Below are 22,200 nucleotides of genomic sequence, written 5' to 3'. Positions count from 1 at the left end.
CGCCCCATGACGCGACGTTCCTGGCCTGCCATCGGCGCCGCCGCCCTGTTGTCGGCGACCGCGCTGCCGTTTCTGTCCCTCCCCGTCGCGGCCGCAGAGGGCCGCGACATCGTCGAGGGGTGGAAGGCCTGGGCCGCGGGGCTGAACGTCGAGGGTCTCGATTTCGAGATCGCCGCGGTCGAGGAGGCGGAGGGCGGCGCCGTCACGGTGATGAAGGGCCTGGAGCTCACCTGGACCGGGGTCATCACGATGCCGTCCAGCGACGCGAACACTCCGGCGGAGCGCCTCACCTACGCCCTCGAGGCGTCGATCCCGGAGATGCGCTTCACCGACCTCCGGCGGACCAGCGAAGGTTTCGCGGCGGCCTCGTTCGCGGCGCCGGTGATGACGCTGGCGGCCTCCGGCGAGGTGGGTGGCGAGGGTCTCGGCTTCCGGGAGGTGCTCCACGACTACACCTCGACTGAGCCCCGCTGGGCGGCCTGGCCCGATATTCCCGCCGACCCCGACCGGCCGTTCTCTCGCTTCGAGCCGCTCTGGCGGATGGGCGTGCAGTGGTCGGCGAGCGCCGACCGCGTCGAGCGCACCGAGGTGGAGATCATCCAACCGGACGGCGGGCAGACTATGACGATGGGGCCGATGGAGGTCTCCGGCACGTCCGGGGGCACCTTCGAGCGCGTCCTGATCGGCCCCTCCGAGGGGACGATGATCATGGAGGTGGCGAACTTCACGCCGGGGCCTGACGGCACCCTGCCGCCGCCGACGCGCCAGGAGATGACGGTTCGCCAGGGCCCGCAGGAGCTTCTCGGCTACGCCTATGCACCCTTCTACGACGCGATCTTCCGCGGCGGGCCGGGCCTCGGCAAGCCGCCGGTGTCGATGCTGGCGAGCGCCAAGGTCGGTGCCGTGGAGGTGAGCGGCGCGGACCTCGGCTACACCATCGGCGCACAGTCGATCGAGGACGTGCGCGTCGGCGTGCCGGAGGTGAACGTCGCCCGCGAGATCGACCGGCTGATCCTCGCGGCCCAGGCGGGTTCCGTCGATCCCGCCGACGTCGCCGACCTCGCGCTGACCGTCTACCAGGGCTTCGCGGTCGGAAGGCTCTCGGCCGAGGGCTTCTCGTTCGACATGCCGGAACTCGCGATGAGTTTCGGCGAGATGGTGCTGGAGCGCCTCTCCAAGGACGGCATGGGGCTGTTCTCGATCGGCAAGATCGAGGCGCGCGGCGAGGACGGGCCGAACAATCTCGGCACCTTCGCGCTCGGCCGCTTCGCCATCCGCGATGTCGTCTTCCCGACGAAGGAGGCGATCATGGCGCTCGCCCGGCTGGGCAGCGATCCGCTCGGCGGCGGCCAGCCGATCGAGCCGTCGACGCGGCAGATCCTCGACGTCGTGCCGATGATCGGCGGCGTCGAGCTCGAAGGCCTCGCCGTCGACAGCGACATGACTGGGCCGGTCGCCCTGGACCGCTTCGCCCTCACCCTCGGCGGCTTCGTGCCGCCGGTGCCGACGGAGACGGCGATCGAGCTTTCCGGCCTGTCGTTCCCGACCGCGCTCGTCACCGATCCGGACGCCAAGGCCTTCCTCGAGCAGGCCGGCATCGAGCAGGTGAACATCGACGGCCGCTACGTGACGACGTGGACGGAAGGGGCGAACACCTTCGACCTCGACCCGTTCGCGCTCACCGTCGAGGGCCTCGGCTCAGCGGAGGTGACGATGGCGCTGTCTGGCGTGCCGCGCACCGTCTTCGAGGCGCCGGACAAGGCACAGCTCGCGATGCCCGAGGTGATGGTGGACGGCGTCACGGCGCGCTTCTCCAATGCGCCGAAGCTCGCCGGCCCGCTGGCCGACTTCGCCAAGGAGCAGCAGATCTCGCCGGAAACGGCGATCGGCGTGATCGGCGACGTCATCCGCAACGAGCTCGCACCGATGTCCGGCGACGGCTTCGCCGACAGCCTCGGCAGCGCGGTGAAGCAGTTCCTCACCGGCCCGACCGGCAGCCTCGAACTCGTCGCCCGCCCGGCCCAGCCGGTGCCTCTGGTGCAGGTCGTCGGCGCCGCGACGCTGGCGCCGGGCTCGCTGGTGAAGCTGTTGAATGCGGTGGTGGAGTACCGGCAGTAGGGGAAGCGGTGCGCAAGCATCGACGCCTCGCTCCGGCGCGCACCACCGACGTCATCCCGGACAAGCGAGGCGCAGCCGAGCGCTGATCCGGGACCCAGCGGGACATTGCGCGCCGGAGGCGCGTCTATTGCGTCGCGCTCTGCGCGACGACCCTTCCGCTGGGTCCCGGATCGCTCCGCGTTGCTTCGCGTCCGGGATGACGGCTGGAAGGGCGGCGCCGAGGGCGGACGGACTCCCCCTCCCCGCCTCAGGCCGGCTTGACGACCCGGAGGTTGAGCTCGCGGAGCTGCTTCGGGGTGGGGTCCGCGGGGGCGCCCATCAGCAAGTCGATCCACTGCTGGTTCATCGGGAACAGCGCCACCTCGCGCAGGTTCTGGACGCCGCAGATCAGCATCGCCACGCGGTCGACGCCGGCCGCCATGCCGCCGTGCGGCGGAGCGCCGTACTGGAAGGCGCGGTACATGCCGCCGAAGCGCTCGATCAGCACGCTCTCGTCGTAGCCGGCCACCTCGAAGACCTTCTTCATGATCTCCGGCTTGTGGTTGCGGATGGCGCCGGAGGCGATCTCGTAACCGTTGCAGACGAGGTCGTACTGGTAGGCCGACAGGGCGAGCGGGTCGGTGGATTCGAGCCCCTCGAGGCCGCCCTTCGGCATCGAGAACGGATTGTGGGCGAAGTCGACCCGCTTCTCCTCCTCGTTCCACTCGAACATCGGGAAGTCGACGATCCAGGCGAGGGCGAAGCGGTCCTCGTCGATGATGCCAAGCTCGCGGCCGATGCGCGTGCGCGCCGCACCCGCAAACGCCGTGAACTTCTCCGGCCGGCCGGCGACGAAGAAGCAGGCGTCGCCGACGCCGAGGCCGAGCTGGGCAGCGATCGCCGCCGTGCGCTCCGGGCCGATGTTCTTGGCGAGCGGGCCCGCGCCGCCCTCCTCGCCCTCGCGCCAGAAGATGTAGCCGAGCCCGGGCTGGCCCTCGCCCTGCGCCCAGGAATTCATGCGGTCGCAGAAGGCGCGGTTGCCGCCCTTCGGCGCCGGGATCGCCCAGATCTCGACCTTCGGGTCGTTGGCGATCATGCCGGCGAAGACCTTGAAGCCGGAGCCGGCGAAGTGGTCGGTGACGGCCTGCATCTCGATCGGGTTGCGCAGGTCCGGCTTGTCGGAGCCGTACTTGCGCATCGCCACCGAGTGCGGGATGCGCGGGAATTCCTGGGTGACCGGGAAGCCGTTGCCGAACGTCTCGAAGACGCCGCGCATCACCGGCTCCATCGTCTCGAAGACGTCGTCCTGCTCGACGAAGCTCATCTCGAGGTCGAGCTGGTAGAACTCGCCCGGCAGTCGGTCGGCGCGCGGGTCCTCGTCGCGGAAGCACGGGGCGATCTGGAAATAGCGGTCGAAGCCCGCGACCATCAGCAGCTGCTTGTACTGCTGCGGCGCCTGCGGCAGGGCGTAGAACTTGCCGGCGTGGATGCGCGAGGGGACGAGGAAGTCGCGCGCGCCCTCGGGGCTCGAAGCGGTGAGGATCGGCGTCTGGAACTCGGTGAAGCCGGAAGCCTGCATCCGCTTGCGCATCTCGGAAATGACCGCGGTGCGCGTCATGATGTTCTTGTGCAGCGTCTCGCGGCGCAGATCGATGAAGCGGTAGCGAAGCCGCGTCTCCTCCGGATAGTCCGGCTCGCCGAACACCGGCAGCGGCAGCTCCTTCGAGGCCGACAGCACCTCCGCCTCGCGGACGAAGACCTCGACGCGGCCCGTCGGCAGGCGGTCGTTGATGGTCTCGGGCGTGCGCGCCTTCACCTCGCCGTCAATGCGCACGACCCACTCGGCGCGCAGCGTCTCGATCACCGGGAAGGCGGGCGAATCCGGATCGCAGACGATCTGCGTCAGGCCGTAATGGTCGCGCAGGTCGACGAAGAGGAGGCCGCCATGATCGCGCACCCGGTGAACCCAGCCGGACAGACGGACGCTCGTGCCGACGTCGCTCTCGCGCAGGGCGCCGCAGGTGTGGCTTCTATATCTGTGCATGACTGGCTCTCGGACGGCGGTGCGCAAGGGGTCGGCGGACGGCCCGGCGGGTTTCCGGCGGGCGGCGGAACACGGCACGCGACCGGCGCCTTGTCAAGGACGGCGGGGTGTGGCGCCACGGAGCACCCGTGGTGCAATGGCGAGCGCGCGCGGCCGGCCGGTCGGCGGACACCTCGACGCGGCGGCGGCATCGGGGTGGTGCCGGCGGGAGCGATGTTGTAAAAGCCGCCCGACTTCACGATATCCCCCTTGCCCGCGTCGGTCCCGGTCCCCTCATGGAAACCGTTCTTCTCGTCATTCACATCATGGTCGTGCTCGCGCTCGTCGCGGTCGTGCTCCTGCAGAAATCCGAAGGCGGTGCGCTCGGCATCGGCGGCGGTGGCGGCGGGGGTGGCGGCTTCTTCTCGAGCCGCGGCACAGCGAACCTGCTGACCCGCACGACCGCGATCCTGGCCGGCGTCTTCTTCCTCACCTCGATCGGGCTGACCTTTGTCGGCAGCCGCCAGTCGAACACGGATTCGCTGCTCGAGCGCGTGCTCGGCACCGACCCGCTGCCGGGCGGCGCTCCGGGCGCACCGGGCGTCCCGGGCAACGACGGCACCCGCGGCACGGGCCAGGGCATTCTCGATACCCTCCGCGGCCCGGGCGACCAGCCCGACGCGGCGGCCCCGCCGGCGCCGCCGGCGCCCACCGGCCCGCAAGTTCCGAGCGGCGACTGACGGTCGCGACGTCCGCCCGACCGGGTTTCCCGGCGGGCCTGCCGGCCACCGTCCGGTGGCCGCCGCCGGGGTGCGTTCCGCCCGGGCGAATCATGGTTTTGTCTGTTAGGGTGGCCCCCCATGGCGCGGTACGTCTTCATCACCGGCGGCGTGGTCTCATCTTTGGGCAAGGGGCTCGCGTCGGCGGCGCTCGGCGCGCTTCTGCAGGCGCGCGGCTACAGCGTCCGCCTGCGCAAGCTCGACCCCTATCTCAACGTCGATCCGGGCACGATGTCGCCGTACCAGCACGGCGAGGTCTTCGTCACCGATGACGGCGCCGAGACCGACCTCGACCTCGGCCACTACGAGCGCTTCACCGGCCGTCCGGCGAACCGGATGGACAACATCACCACCGGGCGCATCTACCAGGACATCATCGCCAAGGAGCGCCGCGGCGACTATCTCGGCGGCACCGTGCAGGTGATCCCGCACGTCACGGACGCCATCAAGGACTTCGTGCGCACCGGCAACGAGGGCGTCGACTTCGTCCTCGTCGAGATTGGCGGCACGGTCGGCGACATCGAGGGCCTGCCGTTCTTCGAGGCGATCCGCCAGCTCGGCAACGAGCTGCCGCGCGGCGACGCCGTCTTCATCCACCTGACGCTGATGCCCTACATCCCGAGCGCGGGCGAGTTGAAGACCAAGCCGACCCAGCACTCGGTGAAGGAACTGCGCTCGATCGGCATCCAGCCCGACATCCTGCTGGTGCGCTGCGACCGACCGATCCCCGATTCGGACCGCCGCAAGCTGGCGCTGTTCTGCAATGTGCGCGAGAGCGCGGTGATCCCCGCCCTCGACGTCGCCTCGATCTACGACGTGCCGGTCGCCTATCACGAGCACGGGCTCGACGCGGAAGTGCTCGCCGCCTTCGGCATCAAGGACGCGCCGGAGCCGAAGCTCGATCGCTGGCAGACGATCTCCGGCCGCATCAAGAACCCCGAGGGCACCGTCACCATCGCCGTCGTCGGCAAGTACACGGGGCTGAAGGACGCCTACAAGTCGCTGATCGAGGCGCTCGTTCACGGCGGCATCTACAACAACGTGCGCGTCGAGATCGAGTGGATCGAATCGGAAATCTTCGAGGAAGAGGATCCGGCGCCATGGCTCGAGCGGGTCAACGGCATTCTGGTGCCGGGCGGCTTCGGCGAGCGCGGGGCGGAAGGCAAGATCGCCGCGGCCGGCTTCGCGCGCCGCCGCAAGGTGCCCTATTTCGGCATCTGCTTCGGCATGCAGATGGCGGTGATAGAGGCCGCCCGCAGCCTCGCCGACATCCCGCTCGCGAGTTCGACCGAGTTCGGCCCGAGCGCCGAGCCCGTCGTCGGCCTGATGACCGAGTGGATGCGCGGCAACGAGCTCGAGATCCGGCTCGCCGGCGGCAACCTCGGCGGCACCATGCGCCTCGGCGCCTTCCCGGCGACCCTCGCCGAGGGCAGCCTGATCGCCTCGATCTACGGCACCACGCACATCTCCGAGCGCCACCGCCACCGCTACGAGGTCAATGCGGGCTACCGCGAGCGCCTGGAGGCCCAGGGGATGCGGTTTGCCGGCATGTCGCCCGACGGGCTCTTGCCGGAGACGATCGAGCTCACCGACCATCCCTGGTTCGTCGGCGTGCAGTTCCACCCCGAACTGAAGTCGCGCCCCTTCGACCCGCACCCGCTGTTCGCCTCCTTCATCGGCGCCGCGGTCGAGCAGAGCCGCCTCGTCTGATGGCGCTGGCGGCGCCGACCCATCTCGCCGCCGCCGCAATGTGGGTCGATCGTGCCGTGCGTGGGGAGTTGAAGACAGGCTTCGGGGGGAGCCGGGCGAGGCGGGCGGAATGACGGTGCAGGCGGTGCAGCGACCGGCGACGGCTCTCGGCGGGATCGCGGAGACGGCCTGTGCCCCCCTCGTCGCGCGCGCCCTCGCGGCCGACGTCGCCCCGGATCTCGGCTTCCGCGACCGCGCCGCCGAGACGATCTACCGCTCGATGCAGCCCGAGCTCGAGCCGCACCGGGCAGCCAAGCCCGCGATGCTGGCGATGATCGCCACCACCTGGGTGATCGACCAGATCGTCGGCTCCTTCACCTCCCGCCACCCGCACGCGCAGATCGTCGATCTCGGCGCCGGGTTGTCGACGCGCTTCCAGCGCATCGACAACGGCATGCTGACCTGGATCGACGTCGACCTGCCGGAGATCGTGTCACTGCGCGAGACGCTGTTCCCGTTCTGCGACCGCCGCCACCTGATCGGCGCCGACATCGGCCGGCCCGGCTGGATCGACCGGCTGGAGCTTCGCCGGGCGCCGACGCTGGTCGTCGCCGAGGGGCTGTTCGCCTACGCCCCGGCGGAGACGATGACCACCGTTCTCTCAGACCTCGCAGCGGTGACGGGGCCGCAGACCGAACTCCTCTATGACTACACGAGCCCGCTGATCGCGAAGCGGTTGTCGCCGCGCCCGACCTCCGCCGACACCCCGATGCGGCGCGGCATCCGCCGCCAGCGCGAGCTGACGCGCGAGGGCTGGCAGCTGATGCGCATCCATGCCGTCTACGAGGCGATGGGCCTGCCCTATTCGGCGATCGGCCCGGTGCTGCGCCGTCTGACGCGCCTCTGCCCGCACGGCGTCGCCCACCTCGTCTGCACGGCCGCACCAGTGGTCGAGCGCGAGGCCGAGGCGGCGACGGCACCTGTGCCCCCTGCCCCGCCCGCCCGCGAGGCCGTCGAGACCCGCGCCGCGCCGCGACCCGCCGCCGCGACCAGGCCGCCCGCCGCCCCGCCACCGCCGGCGCGCCAGCAACTTCCGAAGTAAGCCACGGACGGGACAACCCCGCCGTCCGCGCCGCAACGGCGCGAAAGGAGAGCATGAGATGACTGCGCCCGCCCATCCCACGCTCGTGCCCGACGCCGTCGTCAGCGTCGGCGCCGTGCGCTTCGGCAACGGCCTGCCGATTTCCATGATCGCCGGCCCGTGCCAGCTGGAGAGCCGGTCGCACGCGCTGGAGGTGGCGCAGGCGCTGAAGGAAATTGCGGCGCGCCTCGGCATCGGCCTCGTCTTCAAGACCTCCTTCGACAAGGCGAACCGCACCAGCCTCGGCGGCGCGCGCGGCGTCGGCCTGAAGGCGGCGCTGCCGATCTTCGCCGAGATCCGCGAGGCGACCGGCCTGCCGGTGCTGACCGACGTGCACGGCGCCGAGCAGTGCGCGCCCGTCGCCGAGGCCGTGGACATCCTGCAGATCCCGGCCTTCCTGTGCCGGCAGACCGACCTCCTGATCGCCGCCGCCGCGACGGGGCGCGTCGTCAACGTCAAGAAGGGGCAGTTCCTCGCCCCGTGGGACATGGCGCACGTCATCGCCAAGGTGACCGGGGCCGGCAACACCCGCGTGCTCGCCACCGAGCGCGGCGCGAGCTTCGGCTACAACACACTGGTCTCCGACATGCGCGCGCTGCCGATCCTCGCCGAGACCGGCGCGCCGGTGATCTTCGACGCCACCCACTCGGTGCAGTCGCCGGGCGGCAAGGGCGGCTCGTCGGGCGGCGACCGCCGCTTCGTCGCGCCGCTGTCGCGCGGGGCGGTGGCGGTGGGTGTCGCGGGCCTCTTCATCGAGACGCATCCGGACCCCGACCACGCCCCGTCTGATGGGCCGAACATGGTGCCACTGTCGGAGTTCGAGGCCCTCGTCGCCTCGCTGATGGCGATCGACGCGCTGGTGAAGCCGGCAGCGGCCGCCTGAGGCGGGGGGCTGGCGCGCGGCACGCCGAGCGGGTCCCGGAGACCACGGCTGCCGGCTTTCGCCACCTGCGCGGTCTCGCCGGTTGACGCGGCCGGCGCCACCGCTTAACCCGTGGCCGCCGACCCCGCCGCGCCGCAACCGCGCCGGCCACCCAAGCGGGGATCGCGCACGAGCCCGTAGCTCAGCCGGTAGAGCACGTGACTTTTAATCATGGGGTCGTGGGTTCGAGTCCCACCGGGCTCACCATGAAAATGAGAGGCTGACAACAGCCTGCCCATAGTGTGACCGCAGCCAATTTCGGCGTCTTCGTGGACCAGCGCTGGCTGAGGTGCATCGCGCCGTCCAACGCGAACCAGACCTTGCAGGTTCGCCAGCCTGTCACCGGTGGCATGGGCTTTCACGCGCCGGTCGCGCGTGTATTCTGCGGCAATGAACAACTCTCCCCATGATTTCACGCCACACTTCGACAACCACGCCCGTGACTGTGATATCGAGCCGGTTTCGGACGCTTGGGAATGGCATGAACTTGTTGGCCCGCCGCCAAGACGGCGAAGATTCGACACATGGTCCAGCATCCGGGCTCTGCGACCGGTGAAGCCGGTTCCCGCTCCGCTGCATCTTCGGCAGGCATGCCTGTCGTTACCGATGAAGAGAGCCTACCGGTCAGTCTTCCAGTATCCAAGGCCTTGGATACTGTTCCCGGGCCCGCGGCCTGGAGTTCGGTGGCTCTTGTATTTCCCAAGTCCGCAGATCGAGCCGGTGTTTGCTGAGCACTCTGGTTTCCACCGCCGGGCGAGCGCCGAGTACCGTACGCCGATGCCGATCCAGTTTGCAGGCAGAGGACGACGATTTCGCCCGGCGAACGAATTCGGACCGAGCCTAGAGGCCCTGCGCAAGAGAATGAGCCACCTTGCCTGGCAGCGGCGCTACGAGTTGCTTCAAAGCGAAACTCCTCCTTACTGGGCTCCACATTCAGACTGAACGAAGGCGCTCGGCTGCCGAAGCGCCTCGGAGTGGTGGTGCCGTGCGCGTCGCTCCAAAGCGACCAGGCAAGGCCTCTTCCACAGCCCCCACAACTCCGCGTGACTGGCACCCACTAGCCTCATCGCCGGCATCGACAGCACAGGTTGCAATCACGTATGCCTGCTCGCGCGGGCCTGAGGCGGCGCATCGATCCCCCATCGACCAAGGCGACCTTCCGTCCCGCGACCGACCCCCGTCCCTCCGCCCCCCACGACGACCCCGGACATTCGACCGTCCGGGCGGCTTACGGCCGGCGGTGGCTGAACGTGCCTCCTGCCCCCCAGTCTGTTGGAGTACCCCCGATGCTGAAGACCCTTCTCGCGGCCGGCTCGCTCGCCGTGCTGTCCGCGACCCTCACCCTGCCGGCCCACGCCGCCGATCAGCGGCTCGAATGCGAGGCCGAAGGGGCCGGCGACATCTCCATGGATGCCCGCTACGAGACCCGCGGCACCCGCGAGCGCTTTTCCACCGAATTCGAGGCGGCTCCGCGCGGCGCGTTCAAGGCCGGCCAGCAGATGACCGTCATCGTCAAGCAGACGATCGTCGGCGCCGTCGCGCTGAAGAAGGTGAAGGGCGGCGACATCGTCGGCGACCTCAACCTCGGCCGCGACGGCAACCCGATCCCCCAGGGCTTCCCCAAGGTCCGCAAGGACACGAAGGTCACGGTCCAGGTGGACGGCCAGACGGTGCTCGCCTGCAAGCTGAAGTTCGACGACTGAGATCGTCCAAGCCTGATCCGGCGCGATAGCCGCGCCGGTCGTGGGGGCCGCGGGCGTTCTTCGCCCGCGGCCTTTTTTTTGTTGCCGGCGAAGCCCGCCGGCCCTCACCGTCACACCAGATCGAAGCGATCCGCGTTCATCACCTTCGTCCAGGCCGCGACGAAGTCCTTCACGAACTTCTCCAGCGAATCGCTGCAGGCGTAGACCTCGGCAAAGGCGCGCAGCTGCGAGTGCGAGCCGAAGATCAGGTCGACGCGCGTCGCCGTCCACTTCTCGACGCCCGTCTTGCGGTCGCGGCCCTGGTAGATGCCCTCGGCGTTCGGCGCCTGCCAGGCCGTGCCCATGTCGAGCAGGTTGACGAAGAAGTCGTTGCTGAGGACCCCCGGCCGCTTCGTGAAGATGCCGTGCGGCGTGGCGCCGACATTGCCGCCGAGAACCCGCAGGCCGCCGACGAGCACCGTCATCTCCGGGCCGGTGAGCCTGAGCAGCGCCGCACGGTCGACGAGCGCCTCCTCGTCCTGCATGAACTGGTGGCGCTTGCGGTTGACGTAGTTGCGGAAGCCGTCCGCCCGCGGCTCGAGCGGCGCGAACGACTGCACGTCCGTCTCATCCTGCGAGGCGTCCATGCGGCCGGGCGCGAACGGCACGGTGACCGTGACGCCGGCGTCGCGCGCCGCCTTCTCGACCGCCGCATTGCCGGCGAGCACGATGAGATCGGCGAGCGAGATCTTCCTGCCGCCGGCGGCCGAGGCGTTGAACTCGCCCTGGATCTTCTCGAGGGTCGCGAGCACGGTCGCGAGCTGCGCCGGCTCGTTGACCTCCCAGTCCTTCTGCGGGGCGAGGCGGATGCGGGCGCCGTTGGCGCCGCCGCGCTTGTCGGAGCCGCGGAAGGTGGAGGCGGACGACCAAGCGGTGGAGACGAGCTGCTGCACTGTCAGGCCGGACGCGAGCACCTTTTCCTTCAGCGCCTTCACGTCGGCGTCGTCGACGAGGGGGTGATCGACCGGCGGGATCGGATCCTGCCAGATCAGCGTCTCCTTCGGCACCAGCGGGCCGAGATAGCGCGCCACCGGCCCCATGTCGCGATGGGTGAGCTTGAACCACGCGCGGGCGAAGGCGTCGTTGAAGGCCTCCGGATTGGCGTGGAAGTGGCGCGAGATCTTCTCGTAGGCCGGGTCGGCGCGCAGCGCGAGGTCCGTCGTCAGCATCGTCGGGACGCGCTTCTTCGACGGGTCGAACGGATCGGGGATCGAGGGCTCGGCGTTCTTCGCCTGCCACTGGAAGGCGCCGGCGGGGCTCTTCGTCAGCTCCCACTCGAAGCCGAACAGGTTGTCGAAGAAGTGGTTGCTCCAGCGCGTCGGCGTCTGCGACCAGATCACCTCCGGACCGCCGGTGATGGCGTCGCCGCCTAAGCCGGTGCCGTGGGTGCTCTTCCAGCCGAGGCCCTGGTCCTCGAGCGCGCCCGCCTCCGGCTCCGGCCCGATGAAGGACGGATCGCCAGCACCGTGGGTCTTGCCGAGGGTGTGGCCGCCGGCAATCAGCGCCACCGTCTCCTCGTCGTTCATCGCCATGCGGAAGAACGTCTCGCGGATGTCCTTGGCCGCCGCGAGCGGGTCGGGCTTGCCGTTCGGCCCCTCCGGGTTGACGTAGATGAGGCCCATCTGCACGGCGCCGAGGGGTTCGGCCAGCTGGCGCTCGCCGCTGTAGCGCTCGTCACCGAGCCAGGTGCCCTCCGGACCCCAGAACAGCTCCTCGGGCTCCCACACGTCCTTGCGGCCGCCGGCGAAGCCGAAGGTCTTGAAGCCCATCGATTCCAGCGCGACGTTGCCGGCGAGGATCATCAGGTCGGCCCAGGAGAGCTTGCGGCCGTACTTCTGCTTGATCGGCCAGAGGATGCGCCGCGCCTTGTCGAGGTTGGCGTTGTCCGGCCAGGAATTGAGCGGCGCGAAGCGCTGCTGTCCGGCCCCTGCGCCGCCCCGGCCGTCGGTGATGCGGTAGGTGCCGGCGCTGTGCCAGGCCATGCGGATCATCAGGCCGCCATAGTGGCCCCAGTCGGCCGGCCACCACTCCTGCGATTCCGTCATCACCTTGTGCAGGTCCTGGACGACGGCATTGAGATCGAGCGACTTGAACTCGGCGGCATAGTCGAAGTCCGGCCCCATCGGGTCGGAGAGGTTCGAATTGCGGTGCAGCATCTCGATGTCGAGGGCCTCGGGCCACCACGAGCGGTTGCCGCCATGACGGGCGCCGCCGCCGGACATCGGGCACTTGCCTGCGCTCTCGTCGGTCTTCGCGTCCATGGTTTCCTCCTGTGACCGTAGTCGTCGCATTTTGGAGCAATTGTAGCCCGAGCAGTCGGACGGGTGAATGGCGGCCGGGGCGCGGCCGCCGGCCGCGGCCGCTTGCGCGCCTTCGAACTTGAATGGGTTCGGCACGCGGAGGTTTCAACCCGGGCGGAGGCCGGAACCCTCCGCGCGTGCCGCGAGGTGTTGTCAGGCAATCATATTGTCATATGGTGTACGTCGCGGTCGACACCGGCAGCGACAGCATTCGCCCACGAGGCGCTCCCGAGGATGGCCGGCCCACAAGGCCGTCCCGGGACAAAAACGGGGAGAGAGACATGGAAGACTTCAGCATCGACAGGCGCAAGCTGCTGCTCGGGGCGACGGCGCTCGGGGCCGGTGCCCTGGCGCCCGCCGCGGCGCGGGCGCAGGACGCAGGCACGACCGCTGCGACCGGCACCGCCGCCGCGGCGAACGGCCTGCCGAGCCGCGGCGAATTCCTCATCAAGGGCGCCACCGTCCTGACGATGGACGATACCGTCGGCGATCTGCCGGTGGGTGACGTGCATGTGCGTGATGGCGAGATCGTCGCCGTCGGCGAGGTCGTCGTCGCCCCGAACGCCACCAACATCGACGGCAACGGCATGATCTGCATGCCGGGCATCGTCGAGACGCACTTCCACCTCTGGACGTGCAGCGTCCGGCCCTTGGCGAACTCGAACGTGCCCGAAAAGGGCTACTTCCCGATCACCGGCACGCTCGGCCCCTTCTACGAGCCGGACGACGCCTACGACAGCGTCCGGCTCGGGCTCGCCGAGGCGCTCGCCGGTGGCGTCACCTCGTTCCAGAACTGGGCGCACAACACCCGCAGCCCCGAGCACGCCGACGCCGAGATGCGGGCGATGCGCGACATGGGCGTGCGCGGCCGCTTCGCCTACGGGACGCCGCAGAAGGGCGCCACCGACAAGCCGATGGACGCCGCCGACCTCGCCCGCGTGCAGAAGGAGTGGATCACTCCGGACGGGCTGCTGACACTCGGCATCTGCTCGCGCAACGTCGCCGGCAACAATGCGCAGCGGGCGGCAATCTCGATCGAGATGGCGCAGGAAGACTGGGGCGCGGCGCGCAAGCTCGGCCTGCCGATCACCATGCATACCTCGTCGGGAAGCCCGGTGAAGATGCTCGACGACGCCGGCCTGCTCGGGCCCGACGTACAGCTCGTGCATCCGCTGATGACGTCGGAGGACGACCGCAAGATCCTCGCGGCCCGCGGCGTCAGCTACTCGACCTCGCCGCTCGGCGAGGCCAAGCGCGCCAAGGACCGCGGCGAGATCCAGCTCGCCGAGCTGATCGAGGCGGGCGTGAAGGTGTCGATGTCGATTGACGTCTCGGCCGACCAGAACTGCGACTGCTTCAACTGCATGCGGCTGCTGTACTCCCTCCACAAGCACCGCCTGCCCGACGTACCGCTGTCGACGAAGCGGCTCGTGCAGCTCGCCACCATCGACGGCGCCCGCGACCTCGGCATCGACCAGAAGGTCGGCTCGCTGACGCCAGGCAAGCGCGCCGACATCATCCTGATCCGCACCACCGATCCGAACATGGCCCCGGTCGGCGATCCCTACGACGCCCTCATCAACTTCGCCGCGCCGAGCAATGTCGACACCGTCTTCGTCGACGGTCGGATGCTGCGCCAGAACGGCCAGTTCACCGCCGTCGACTTCCGCGAGGTGGCGACGAAGGCGCGCGAGTCGATCTTCGAGGTGGCAAAGCGCGCCGGCTGGAGCTGAGGGCGGGCCGCGCCGCCGCACCGTCCTGCCCCAGGCGCGGACGGACAGCACACTGAGCAAGACGGAGGGCCCCGGCATGTTCGGGGCCCTTTGCACGTTACGACGGCGCGCGGTCGGCCCCGCGTGCGGCCGTTGACAGTCTCGGACGGGGGTCGATAGCGTCGACTGGTCCGGTGAGCGGACCACCAGGCCGGCAAAGGGGGCGTCGCGTGTCGCGAGGGCGGACCACCAGCTCGGCCGTGCTGACCAGCATCACCGAAATGCGGCGGGGCATCGAGAAGCGCACCGTCACCGAGATGATTGGGGACAAGCTCGAGTCGCTGATCGCCTCCGGTGTGCTGCAGGCGGGCGACGAACTGCCGGGCGAGCGCGAGCTCGCGAGCGCCCTCTCGGTCAGCCGCCAGACCATTCGCAATGCGGTCCAGGGGCTTGCGGCGCGCGGCATCGTCGACGTCTCGCAGGGCTCGCGCACGCGCGTCGCCGGTGCCGATCTCGGGCTGCTCAAGATCGGCGCGATGACGGCGCGCACCATCAACAGCTACGACCTCGAGGCCGTGCACGAAGCGCGCCTGCTGATCGAGTGCGCCGTGGTGCGCGATGCGGCCATCGCGATGGACGCCGAGACGCTGGCGCAGCTGCGCCATTCGCTGGAGGTGCAGCGCGCCACCCTCGACGATCCCGTCCGTTTCCTGATCTGCGACCGCGAGTTCCACGTCGCCATCTACCGCGCCTCGCGCAACCCGCTGCTCGCCGACGTGGTCACCGACCTCTACGCCTACATGATGGACAACCGCCGCCGCGCCATGGGCGAAGCCGGCGCCATCCAGCGCTCCTACGAGGACCATGTGGCGATCGTCGAGGCGTTCGCCGCCGGTGATGCCGACGCCGTGGTGGCGGCCTTCGAACAGCATCTCGCCCGCATCTACGAGACGACGCGGCAGCAGCTGGCGGTTGGCGCCAGCTCGGAGGTGTTCCCTCCGCTGCGTGGCCGGGGACGTTCGCCGACGGCGGCCTGAGTGTCGCTTTCGCGATTCACTCTCACTGGACTTTTCGACAGACCAGTGGTCATCTGAGAGCGGCGCCGGGACGACAACGAGACGCCGCATTCGGGAGGGGACGCTTGAGCGACACGCACCTGCGGGACGTGGGGTTCATCGGATTCGGCATCATGGGGCGCGGCATGGTCCGCAACCTGATCGCCGCCGGCCATGCCGTCACGATGTGGAACCGGACCACCCGGCCCGTGCCGGAGGGCCTCGAATCCTGCACCGTGGCGCCGTCGATCGCCGCCGCTGTCGCCGGCAAGCCGATCGTCGTCGTGTGCCTCACCGGCCCCGACGCCCAGCGCGACACGCTCCTCGGAGACGACGGCGTCTTCGCCCATGCGGCCGCCGGCACCCTCATCGCCGACGCCACGACGACCGACCCGACCCTCACGCTCGAACTCGCCGAAGCGGCGTCCGCGCGCGGGCTGCGCTACCTCGACACGCCGGTGTTCGGCTCGAAGAACGAGGCCTGGGAGGGCAAGCTCGACTTCGTCTGCGGCGGCGAGCGCGCGGACTACGACGCCGCCCTGCCGGTGCTGCAGACGATGGCCGCGACCGTCCACTACATGGGCGGACCGTCGAAGGGTGCGGCGGCGAAGCTCGTCGGCAACCTGCTCGTCGCAGCCCAGATGGTCTCGCTCGGCGAGGCGCTCGCGATGGCGAAGAAGGCCGGCCTCGAGAGCGAGGCGCTGATGGGCTACCTCGACGTCACCGACTTCTCGTCCGGCCTCATCCGCGGCGTCGGCCGCGCGAGCCTCGCCGGTGACTTCTCACCGCACTTCTACCTGAAGCACATGCTGAAGGACGCCCGCCTGATCGGCGCCTACGCGCGCGCGCTCGGCGTCGCGACGCCGAGCACCGCGGTGACGGCGGAGCTCTACCAGGGCGCCGTCAACAAGGGCCTCGGCGATCTCAACGCCTCGGCGCTGCACAAGCTTCTGTTCGAGCTCTCCGGCACCTGACGGCGCGCCCGCGCGCGACGCATCCGGAGGCTCCACCGTGCCGTCGTCGGCCGACGCTGGCCCCGTTGCCCGACGCACCCCCTCCGCCAACCGCGGAGCAAAAAACGACAACGACCGTTCGGCCAGGGAGTGAACGATGACGAGGAAGACGATCCTTCTCGCCGGTGCCGCCGCCATCGCGGTCGGCCTCGGCGCCGCCGGAGCCGCCACGGCGCAGGACACGAAGCCGACCATTGCGACGATCGTGAAGATCAGCGGCATCCAGTGGTTCAACCGCATGGACGAGGGCGTCAAGAAGTTCGCCGCCGACACCGGCGCCAACGCCTTCCAGGTCGGCCCGGCGAAGGCCGACGCGCAGCTGCAGGTGCAGCTCGTCGAGGACATGATCGCCCAGGGCGTCAACGCCATCGCCATCGTGCCGTTCGCCCCCGAGGCGGTCGAGCCGGTGCTGAAGAAGGCGATGGACGCCGGCATCAAGGTGGTGGCGCACGAGGCCTCCGCCATCCAGAACGCCGACTACGACATCGAGGCCTTCCAGAACGGCGCCTATGGCGAGCACCTGATGAAGGCGCTCGGCGAGTGCATGGGCGGCAAGGGCGAGTACGCCGTGTTCGTCGGCTCGCTGACGTCGAAGTCGCACAACGAGTGGGTCGACGGGGCGATCGCCTATCAGAAGGCGAACTTCCCCGAGATGACGCTGGTCGGCTCGAAGAACGAGACCTTCGACGACCAGCAGCAGGCCTATGCGAAGACGCAGGAACTGCTGCGCGCCTTCCCGAACGTGCGCGGCTTCCAGGGCAGCGCCTCCACCGACGTCGGCGGCATCGGCCTGGCGCTCGAGGAGCGCGGCATGGCCGACGACACCTGCGTGATGGGCACCAGCCTGCCGTCGATCGCCAGCCAGTATCTCGAGACCGGCGCGGTCGACATGATCTCGTTCTGGGACCCGGCGCTCGCCGGCTACGCCATGAACAAGCTCGCCGTCATGCTGATCGACGGCCAGCCGGTGACGGACGGCATGGACCTCGGCGTCGAGGGCTACAACAAGCTCTCGCTCGACGGGAAGGTGCTCTACGGCCAGGCCTGGGTCGACGTGACCAAGGAGAACATGGCCGAGTATCCGTTCTGAGCCACTGACGGGCGGCCGCGGCGAGACCTGCGGCCGCCCTCTCCTCCCGTCCGTCAGCCCCGGAGCGCGACCATGCCGGAAGCCCGGCAGGCACCGTTCGTCGAGATCACCGGCGTGTCGAAGAGCTATGCCGGCGTGACGGCGCTCTCCGACGTCGGCTTCACGCTCTCGCCCGGCGAGGTGGTCTGCCTCGCCGGCGAGAACGGCAGCGGCAAGTCGACCCTGATCAAGGTGCTGTCCGGCGTCGTGCGCCCCGATCGCGGCGGTGTGACGATCGACGGGGCAACGGACCGCGTACAGTCGCCACGCGATGCGATCGCCGCCGGCATCCAGGTGATCTTCCAGGATTTCTCGCTGTTTCCGAACCTTTCGGTGGCGGAGAACGTCGCCTTCTCCGCGGAGCTCTCGGAGGGCCGACGGCTGGTGCGGCGTTCGCAGATGCGGAAGATCGCGGCGGCGGCGTTCGAGCGCGTCGGCGTGGCGATCGACCTCGAGCGGCGCGTCGACACGCTGTCGGTGGCGGACAAGCAGCTCGTGGCGATCTGCCGGGCGCTCGCCTCGAAGGCCCGCCTCATCGTCATGGACGAGCCGACGACGGCGCTGACCGAGCGCGAGGTGCGCTCGCTGCTCGCCATCATCCGCCGCCTCAGCGCCGACGGCGTCGCCGTGCTGTTCGTCTCCCACAAGCTCGCCGAGATCTTCGAGGTCTGCGAGAAGATCGTCGTGCTGCGCAACGGCGCCAAGGTCGCCGAGGGGCCGGCCGGCGACTTCGACCTCGCCGGTCTCGCCTTCCACATGACCGGCCGCACGTTCGCGGAGACGGCACCGGAGCCCCTGCCCCCCGGCCGGCCGGTGCTGCTCGAAGTCGAGCGGCTGAACCGGGCCGGCCTGCTTCAGGACGTGTCGCTGTCGCTGCGCTCTGGCGAGGTGCTCGGCATCACCGGCCTGCTCGGCTCGGGCCGCACGGCGCTCGCCAAGGCTTTGTTCGGGCTGCTGCCACTCGATTCCGGCCGCATCGCCGTCGACGGCAAGGAGGTCACGCTCGGCTCGCCGCGCGATGCCATCGCCGCCGGCATCGGCTACGTGCCGGAGGACCGGCTGACCGAGGGATTGTTCCTCTCGCAGTCGATTGCCCGCAACATCGCCGTCGGCCGCCTCGATGCGCACCGTGCCGGCGGCGGCTTCATCGATCGAGCGAGCCTCGACCGCGAAGTCGCTGACTGGATTACACAACTGCGCATCGTTGCCCCGGACGCGGAGGCGCCGGTGCAGTCGCTGTCGGGCGGCAACCAGCAGCGCGTCGTGCTGGCGCGCTGGCTCGCCACCGCGCCGAAGGTGCTGGTGCTGAACGGTCCGACTGTCGGCGTCGATATCGGCTCGAAGGCCGATATCCACGCCGTCGTGGCGCGGCTGTCGGCGGAGGGCATGGGCGTCATCGTCATCTCCGACGACCTGCCCGAGGTGCTCGGCACCTGCCACCGCATACTGGTGATGAAGGCGGGGCGGATCGTCGACGAGGTGGCGGGCGGCAGCCTCAGCGAGGGCGACCTCGCCCGGAAGCTCGCGGCATGAACGGCGGACGCGCGATGCCGAGGCTCGACCTCACCCGCAACGAGACGCTGGTGGCGCTGGTGGTCGTCGCCTTCTGCGTGGTGACGGCGATCGTGCAGCCGAACTTCCTGTCGCTGCCCACGCTGTTCGACCTTTTGCGCGGCTCGATCGTCATCGGCATCTTCGCGATCGGCGTGCTGCTGGTGCTGATCTCCGGCGGCATCGACGTCAGCTTCACGGCGATCGCCGCCTTCGCCATGTACACGACCACGCTGACGCTGACCTCGCTCGGGATCAACATCCCGTGGCCGCTCGCCTTCCTGATGTCGATCGCCATCGGCACGGCGCTCGGGCTGCTGAATGCCGTCTTCATCGCCGGCTTCCGCCTGCCGACGCTGATCGTCACGCTCGGCACGCTGTCGCTGATCCGCGGCTTCCTGCTGACCTTCGTCGGCAGCCAGCTGATTTCCAACATGCCGCCGAGCCTGCGCGAGTTCTCGCGGCTGATCATGGTCCGCGGCACCACCGCAGACGGCTTCTTCTTCTCGCTGCCGTGGGCGTTCGCCGCCCTCGTGGCGGTGGTCGTCGGCACCTGGTTCCTGCTCTATCGGACGATGCTCGGACGGACGATCTTCGCGATCGGCGGGTCGGTCGAGAGCGCGCGGCGCATCGGCATCCCCGTTCGCGGCGCGCAGGTGTTCGTCTACGCCTATGTCGGCGCCCTGTCGGGGCTCGCCGGCATCATCCACGCCTCACTCGCGCGCGTCGCCAACCCCTTCGACCTCGTCGGGCTGGAGCTGTCGGTGATCGCCGCGGTGGTGCTCGGCGGCGCCCGTCTCGCCGGCGGCTACGGCACCATCACCGGCACGCTGCTCGGGGTGGCGCTGATCGTGCTCGTCAACAACAGCCTGATCCTGCTCGGCATCCCGTCGACCTGGCAGATGGTGGTGATCGGCGCGCTCATTCTCGTCGGCACCGGCGTGCCCGCCTATCAGGCGAAGCGCGCCGCCCTGAGGGCGGGGTGAAGCCGATGACGGACGATACCAACACCGCGAAGGCCCCGCCGCGCCGCTTCGATGCGGGCGCCTTCCTGTTCTCCGAGACCGGCCGGCTCGCCGTCATCACGGTGCTGATCTTCGTCGCCATGGCGCTGCTCGCCCCCGGCGGGCGCTTCGTCTCCGGGGCGAACCTGTCGTCGATGGCGTTCCAGTTTCCCGAGTTCGCCATCCTGGCGCTCGCGATGATGCTGGCGATGCTGACCGGCGGCATCGATCTGTCGATCATCGGCATCGCCAACCTGTCGGCGATCGCGGCGGCGCTGGTGCTGTCGAGCCTGTTCGGCGCGCAGGCGGCGGGCGCCGACGCGGGGCTCGCGGTGGCGCTGGCGATCGTTGCGGCGCTCGCGGTCGGGCTCGCGGCGGGCGTGGCGAACGGCATCGTCATCGGCGTCTTCGGGCTGCCGCCGATCCTGGCGACGCTCGGCACCGGACTGATGTTCACCGGGCTCGCGGTGGCGATCACCGGCGGCAGCGCCGTCATCGGCTTCCCCGCCGCCTTCGCGACGATCGGCAACGGCGCCGTCTACGGCGTGCCCGTCCCGCTCATCATCTTCGCGGTGCTGGCGGCGGCGGTGGCGGTGGTGCTGAACCGCACCGCCTTCGGGCTGAAGGTGCAGATGCTCGGCACCAACCCGCTGGCGGCGCGCTTCGCCGGCGTCGACGACCTCGCGGTTACGCTCCGCACCTACATCATCAGCGGCGGCCTCGCGGCAGTCGCCGGCCTCGTCATCATGAGCCGAGCGAACTCGGCGAAGGCCGACTACGGCGCGAGCTACCTGCTGCTCTCGATCCTCATCTGCGTTCTGGGCGGCATCAACCCCTATGGCGGCTTCGGGCGCGTCGCGGGCCTCGTGCTCGCCGTGCTGTCGCTGCAGTTCCTGTCGAGCGGCCTCAACATGCTGCAGGTGTCGAACTTCGCCCGCGAGCTAATCTGGGGGGCGCTGCTCCTGCTCGTCATGGTCGTCAACGGCTTCGGCTTCCGCCGCTCCCGCTGACCATCCCTTTTTTCGCAAGAACCGCAGAGGCGGACGATGAAGAAGATCCTCAACGACCCGGCCCGCTACGTCGACGAACTCCTGCAGGGCATGGTGCAGGCGCACCCGCAATACTACCGCCAGGTCGGCGACGGCCGCGTCATCGCGCGCGCCGGGAGCCCACGGCCGGGCAAGGTCGGCATCGTCTCGGGCGGCGGCTCCGGCCACCTGCCGATCTTCACCGGCTATGTCGGGCCGGGCCTGCTCGACGCCTGCGCCGTCGGCGACGTGTTCTCGTCACCCTCCGCCGACCAGATGGCCGAGGCGATCCGCGCCGCCCACGCCGGCGCCGGCGTGCTGCGCCTCTACGGCAACTACGGCGGCGACATCATGAACTTCGACATGGCCGGCGACATGGTGGAGATGGACGACATCCGCACCACCTCGGTCATCCTCGCCGACGACGTGGCTTCGGCGCCGACGGCGGAGGCGGAAAAGCGCCGTGGCGTCGCCGGCATGGTCTACGCCTTCAAGATCGCCGGTGCCGCGGCCGAGGCTGGGCTCGACCTCGACGGCGTCACCGCCGTCGCGCAGTCCGCCGCCGACGCCTGCCGCTCCGTCGGCGTGGCGCTGTCGCCGTGCGTCGTGCCGCTCGCCGGCCGGCCGACCTTCCAGATCGGCGAGGGCGAGATGGAGATCGGCATGGGCATCCACGGCGAGCCCGGCGTCCGCCGCGGCCAGCTTCGCCCTGCCGACGAGATCGCCGACGAGATGCTCGACATGCTGTTCGCCGACCGGCCGGTGGAGCGCGGCGAGCGGTTGTCGCCGCTCGTCAACTCGCTCGGCGCGACGCCGCCGGAGGAGCTCTACATCCTCTATCGCCGCGTGAAGGCGCGGCTCGAGGACGCCGGCGCCACCATCGTCATGCCCTTGGTTGGCCGCTACGCCACCTCGATGGAGATGGCCGGCGTGTCGTTCACCCTCTGCCGCCTCGACGGCGACCTCGAGCGCTATCTCGCCGCGCCGGCCGAGTGCGCGTTCTGGAGGGTGTGAG

16 protein-coding genes and 1 tRNA gene are annotated in these 22,200 nt (G+C 69.8%); 15 read left to right on the top strand and 2 right to left on the bottom strand.

Annotated elements, in window-relative coordinates; all coding sequences use genetic code 11:
- Window positions 1-6: 6 nt before the first annotated feature.
- Window positions 7-2,118: a hypothetical protein gene (locus RUR49_RS18395; RefSeq protein WP_409147859.1), complete on the top strand. Its 2,112-nt coding sequence runs from the start codon at window positions 7-9 to the stop codon at window positions 2,116-2,118.
- A 247-nt stretch (window positions 2,119-2,365) separates the two neighbouring features.
- Here the strand turns inward: RUR49_RS18395 and aspS are convergent, their stop codons facing one another.
- Complete coding sequence (aspS, locus tag RUR49_RS18390) at window positions 2,366-4,141, bottom strand: aspartate--tRNA ligase (protein WP_409147858.1); 1,776 nt, start codon at window positions 4,139-4,141, stop codon at window positions 2,366-2,368.
- Between the two features lie 275 nt (window positions 4,142-4,416).
- Between aspS and secG the strand changes: the two genes are divergently transcribed.
- The 6 genes from secG to RUR49_RS18360 all read left to right on the top strand — a co-directional run bounded on the left by secG (window position 4,417) and on the right by RUR49_RS18360 (window position 10,354).
- A complete protein-coding gene (gene secG, locus RUR49_RS18385; RefSeq protein WP_409147857.1) occupies window positions 4,417-4,860 on the top strand; it encodes a preprotein translocase subunit SecG in 444 nt (147 codons plus the stop codon).
- 120 nt (window positions 4,861-4,980) lie between these two features.
- Entirely contained in the window at window positions 4,981-6,609 is a 1,629-nt protein-coding gene (locus RUR49_RS18380) for a CTP synthase (protein WP_409147856.1), read from the top strand.
- Between the two features lie 109 nt (window positions 6,610-6,718).
- Complete coding sequence (locus RUR49_RS18375; protein ID WP_409147855.1) at window positions 6,719-7,690, top strand: class I SAM-dependent methyltransferase; 972 nt, start codon at window positions 6,719-6,721, stop codon at window positions 7,688-7,690.
- A 58-nt stretch (window positions 7,691-7,748) separates the two neighbouring features.
- The gene (gene kdsA, locus RUR49_RS18370) at window positions 7,749-8,612 is read left to right on the top strand and encodes a 3-deoxy-8-phosphooctulonate synthase (RefSeq protein WP_409147854.1); all 864 of its coding nucleotides are present in this window, start codon (window positions 7,749-7,751) and stop codon (window positions 8,610-8,612) included.
- A gap of 170 nt (window positions 8,613-8,782) precedes the next feature.
- Window positions 8,783-8,858: transfer RNA gene (locus RUR49_RS18365), tRNA-Lys, on the top strand.
- A 1,079-nt stretch (window positions 8,859-9,937) separates the two neighbouring features.
- Entirely contained in the window at window positions 9,938-10,354 is a 417-nt protein-coding gene (locus RUR49_RS18360) for a hypothetical protein (protein ID WP_409147853.1), read from the top strand.
- Window positions 10,355-10,464: 110 nt separating this feature from the next.
- On the opposite strand, the gene katG is transcribed toward RUR49_RS18360, so the two are convergent.
- On the bottom strand, window positions 10,465-12,654 hold the full coding sequence (katG, locus tag RUR49_RS18355; protein WP_409147852.1) for a catalase/peroxidase HPI: 2,190 nt from the start codon (window positions 12,652-12,654) through the stop codon (window positions 10,465-10,467).
- A gap of 320 nt (window positions 12,655-12,974) precedes the next feature.
- Between katG and RUR49_RS18350 the strand changes: the two genes are divergently transcribed.
- The 8 genes from RUR49_RS18350 to RUR49_RS18315 all read left to right on the top strand — a co-directional run bounded on the left by RUR49_RS18350 (window position 12,975) and on the right by RUR49_RS18315 (window position 22,199).
- Entirely contained in the window at window positions 12,975-14,426 is a 1,452-nt protein-coding gene (locus RUR49_RS18350; RefSeq protein WP_409147851.1) for an amidohydrolase family protein, read from the top strand.
- Window positions 14,427-14,686: 260 nt separating this feature from the next.
- On the top strand, window positions 14,687-15,442 hold the full coding sequence (locus RUR49_RS18345; protein WP_409148128.1) for a FadR/GntR family transcriptional regulator: 756 nt from the start codon (window positions 14,687-14,689) through the stop codon (window positions 15,440-15,442).
- Between the two features lie 104 nt (window positions 15,443-15,546).
- On the top strand, window positions 15,547-16,434 hold the full coding sequence (locus RUR49_RS18340; protein ID WP_409147850.1) for an NAD(P)-dependent oxidoreductase: 888 nt from the start codon (window positions 15,547-15,549) through the stop codon (window positions 16,432-16,434).
- A 136-nt stretch (window positions 16,435-16,570) separates the two neighbouring features.
- Entirely contained in the window at window positions 16,571-17,563 is a 993-nt protein-coding gene (locus tag RUR49_RS18335) for an autoinducer 2 ABC transporter substrate-binding protein (RefSeq protein WP_409147849.1), read from the top strand.
- Window positions 17,564-17,635: 72 nt separating this feature from the next.
- Window positions 17,636-19,135 carry a sugar ABC transporter ATP-binding protein gene (locus RUR49_RS18330; protein WP_409147848.1) on the top strand — a complete coding sequence of 500 codons (1,500 nt, stop codon included), beginning with the start codon at window positions 17,636-17,638 and terminating at the stop codon, window positions 19,133-19,135.
- Window positions 19,132-20,139, top strand: a complete 1,008-nt coding sequence (locus RUR49_RS18325) for an ABC transporter permease (protein WP_409147847.1) — start codon at window positions 19,132-19,134, stop codon at window positions 20,137-20,139. Before RUR49_RS18330 ends, RUR49_RS18325 begins: the two co-directional genes overlap by 4 nt.
- Before the next feature lie 5 nt (window positions 20,140-20,144).
- On the top strand, window positions 20,145-21,167 hold the full coding sequence (locus RUR49_RS18320; RefSeq protein ID WP_409147846.1) for an ABC transporter permease: 1,023 nt from the start codon (window positions 20,145-20,147) through the stop codon (window positions 21,165-21,167).
- A gap of 36 nt (window positions 21,168-21,203) precedes the next feature.
- The gene (locus RUR49_RS18315; protein ID WP_409147845.1) at window positions 21,204-22,199 is read left to right on the top strand and encodes a dihydroxyacetone kinase subunit DhaK; all 996 of its coding nucleotides are present in this window, start codon (window positions 21,204-21,206) and stop codon (window positions 22,197-22,199) included.
- Window position 22,200 lies beyond the last annotated feature (1 nt).

It is taken from the genome of Pseudoxanthobacter sp. M-2, assembly GCF_046156265.1.
Classification (GTDB): Bacteria; Pseudomonadota; Alphaproteobacteria; order Rhizobiales; family Segnochrobactraceae; genus CAMDHY01.
Note: the sequence above shows the minus strand (reverse complement) of the source record. Positions and strands in the feature narration are given on the sequence as shown.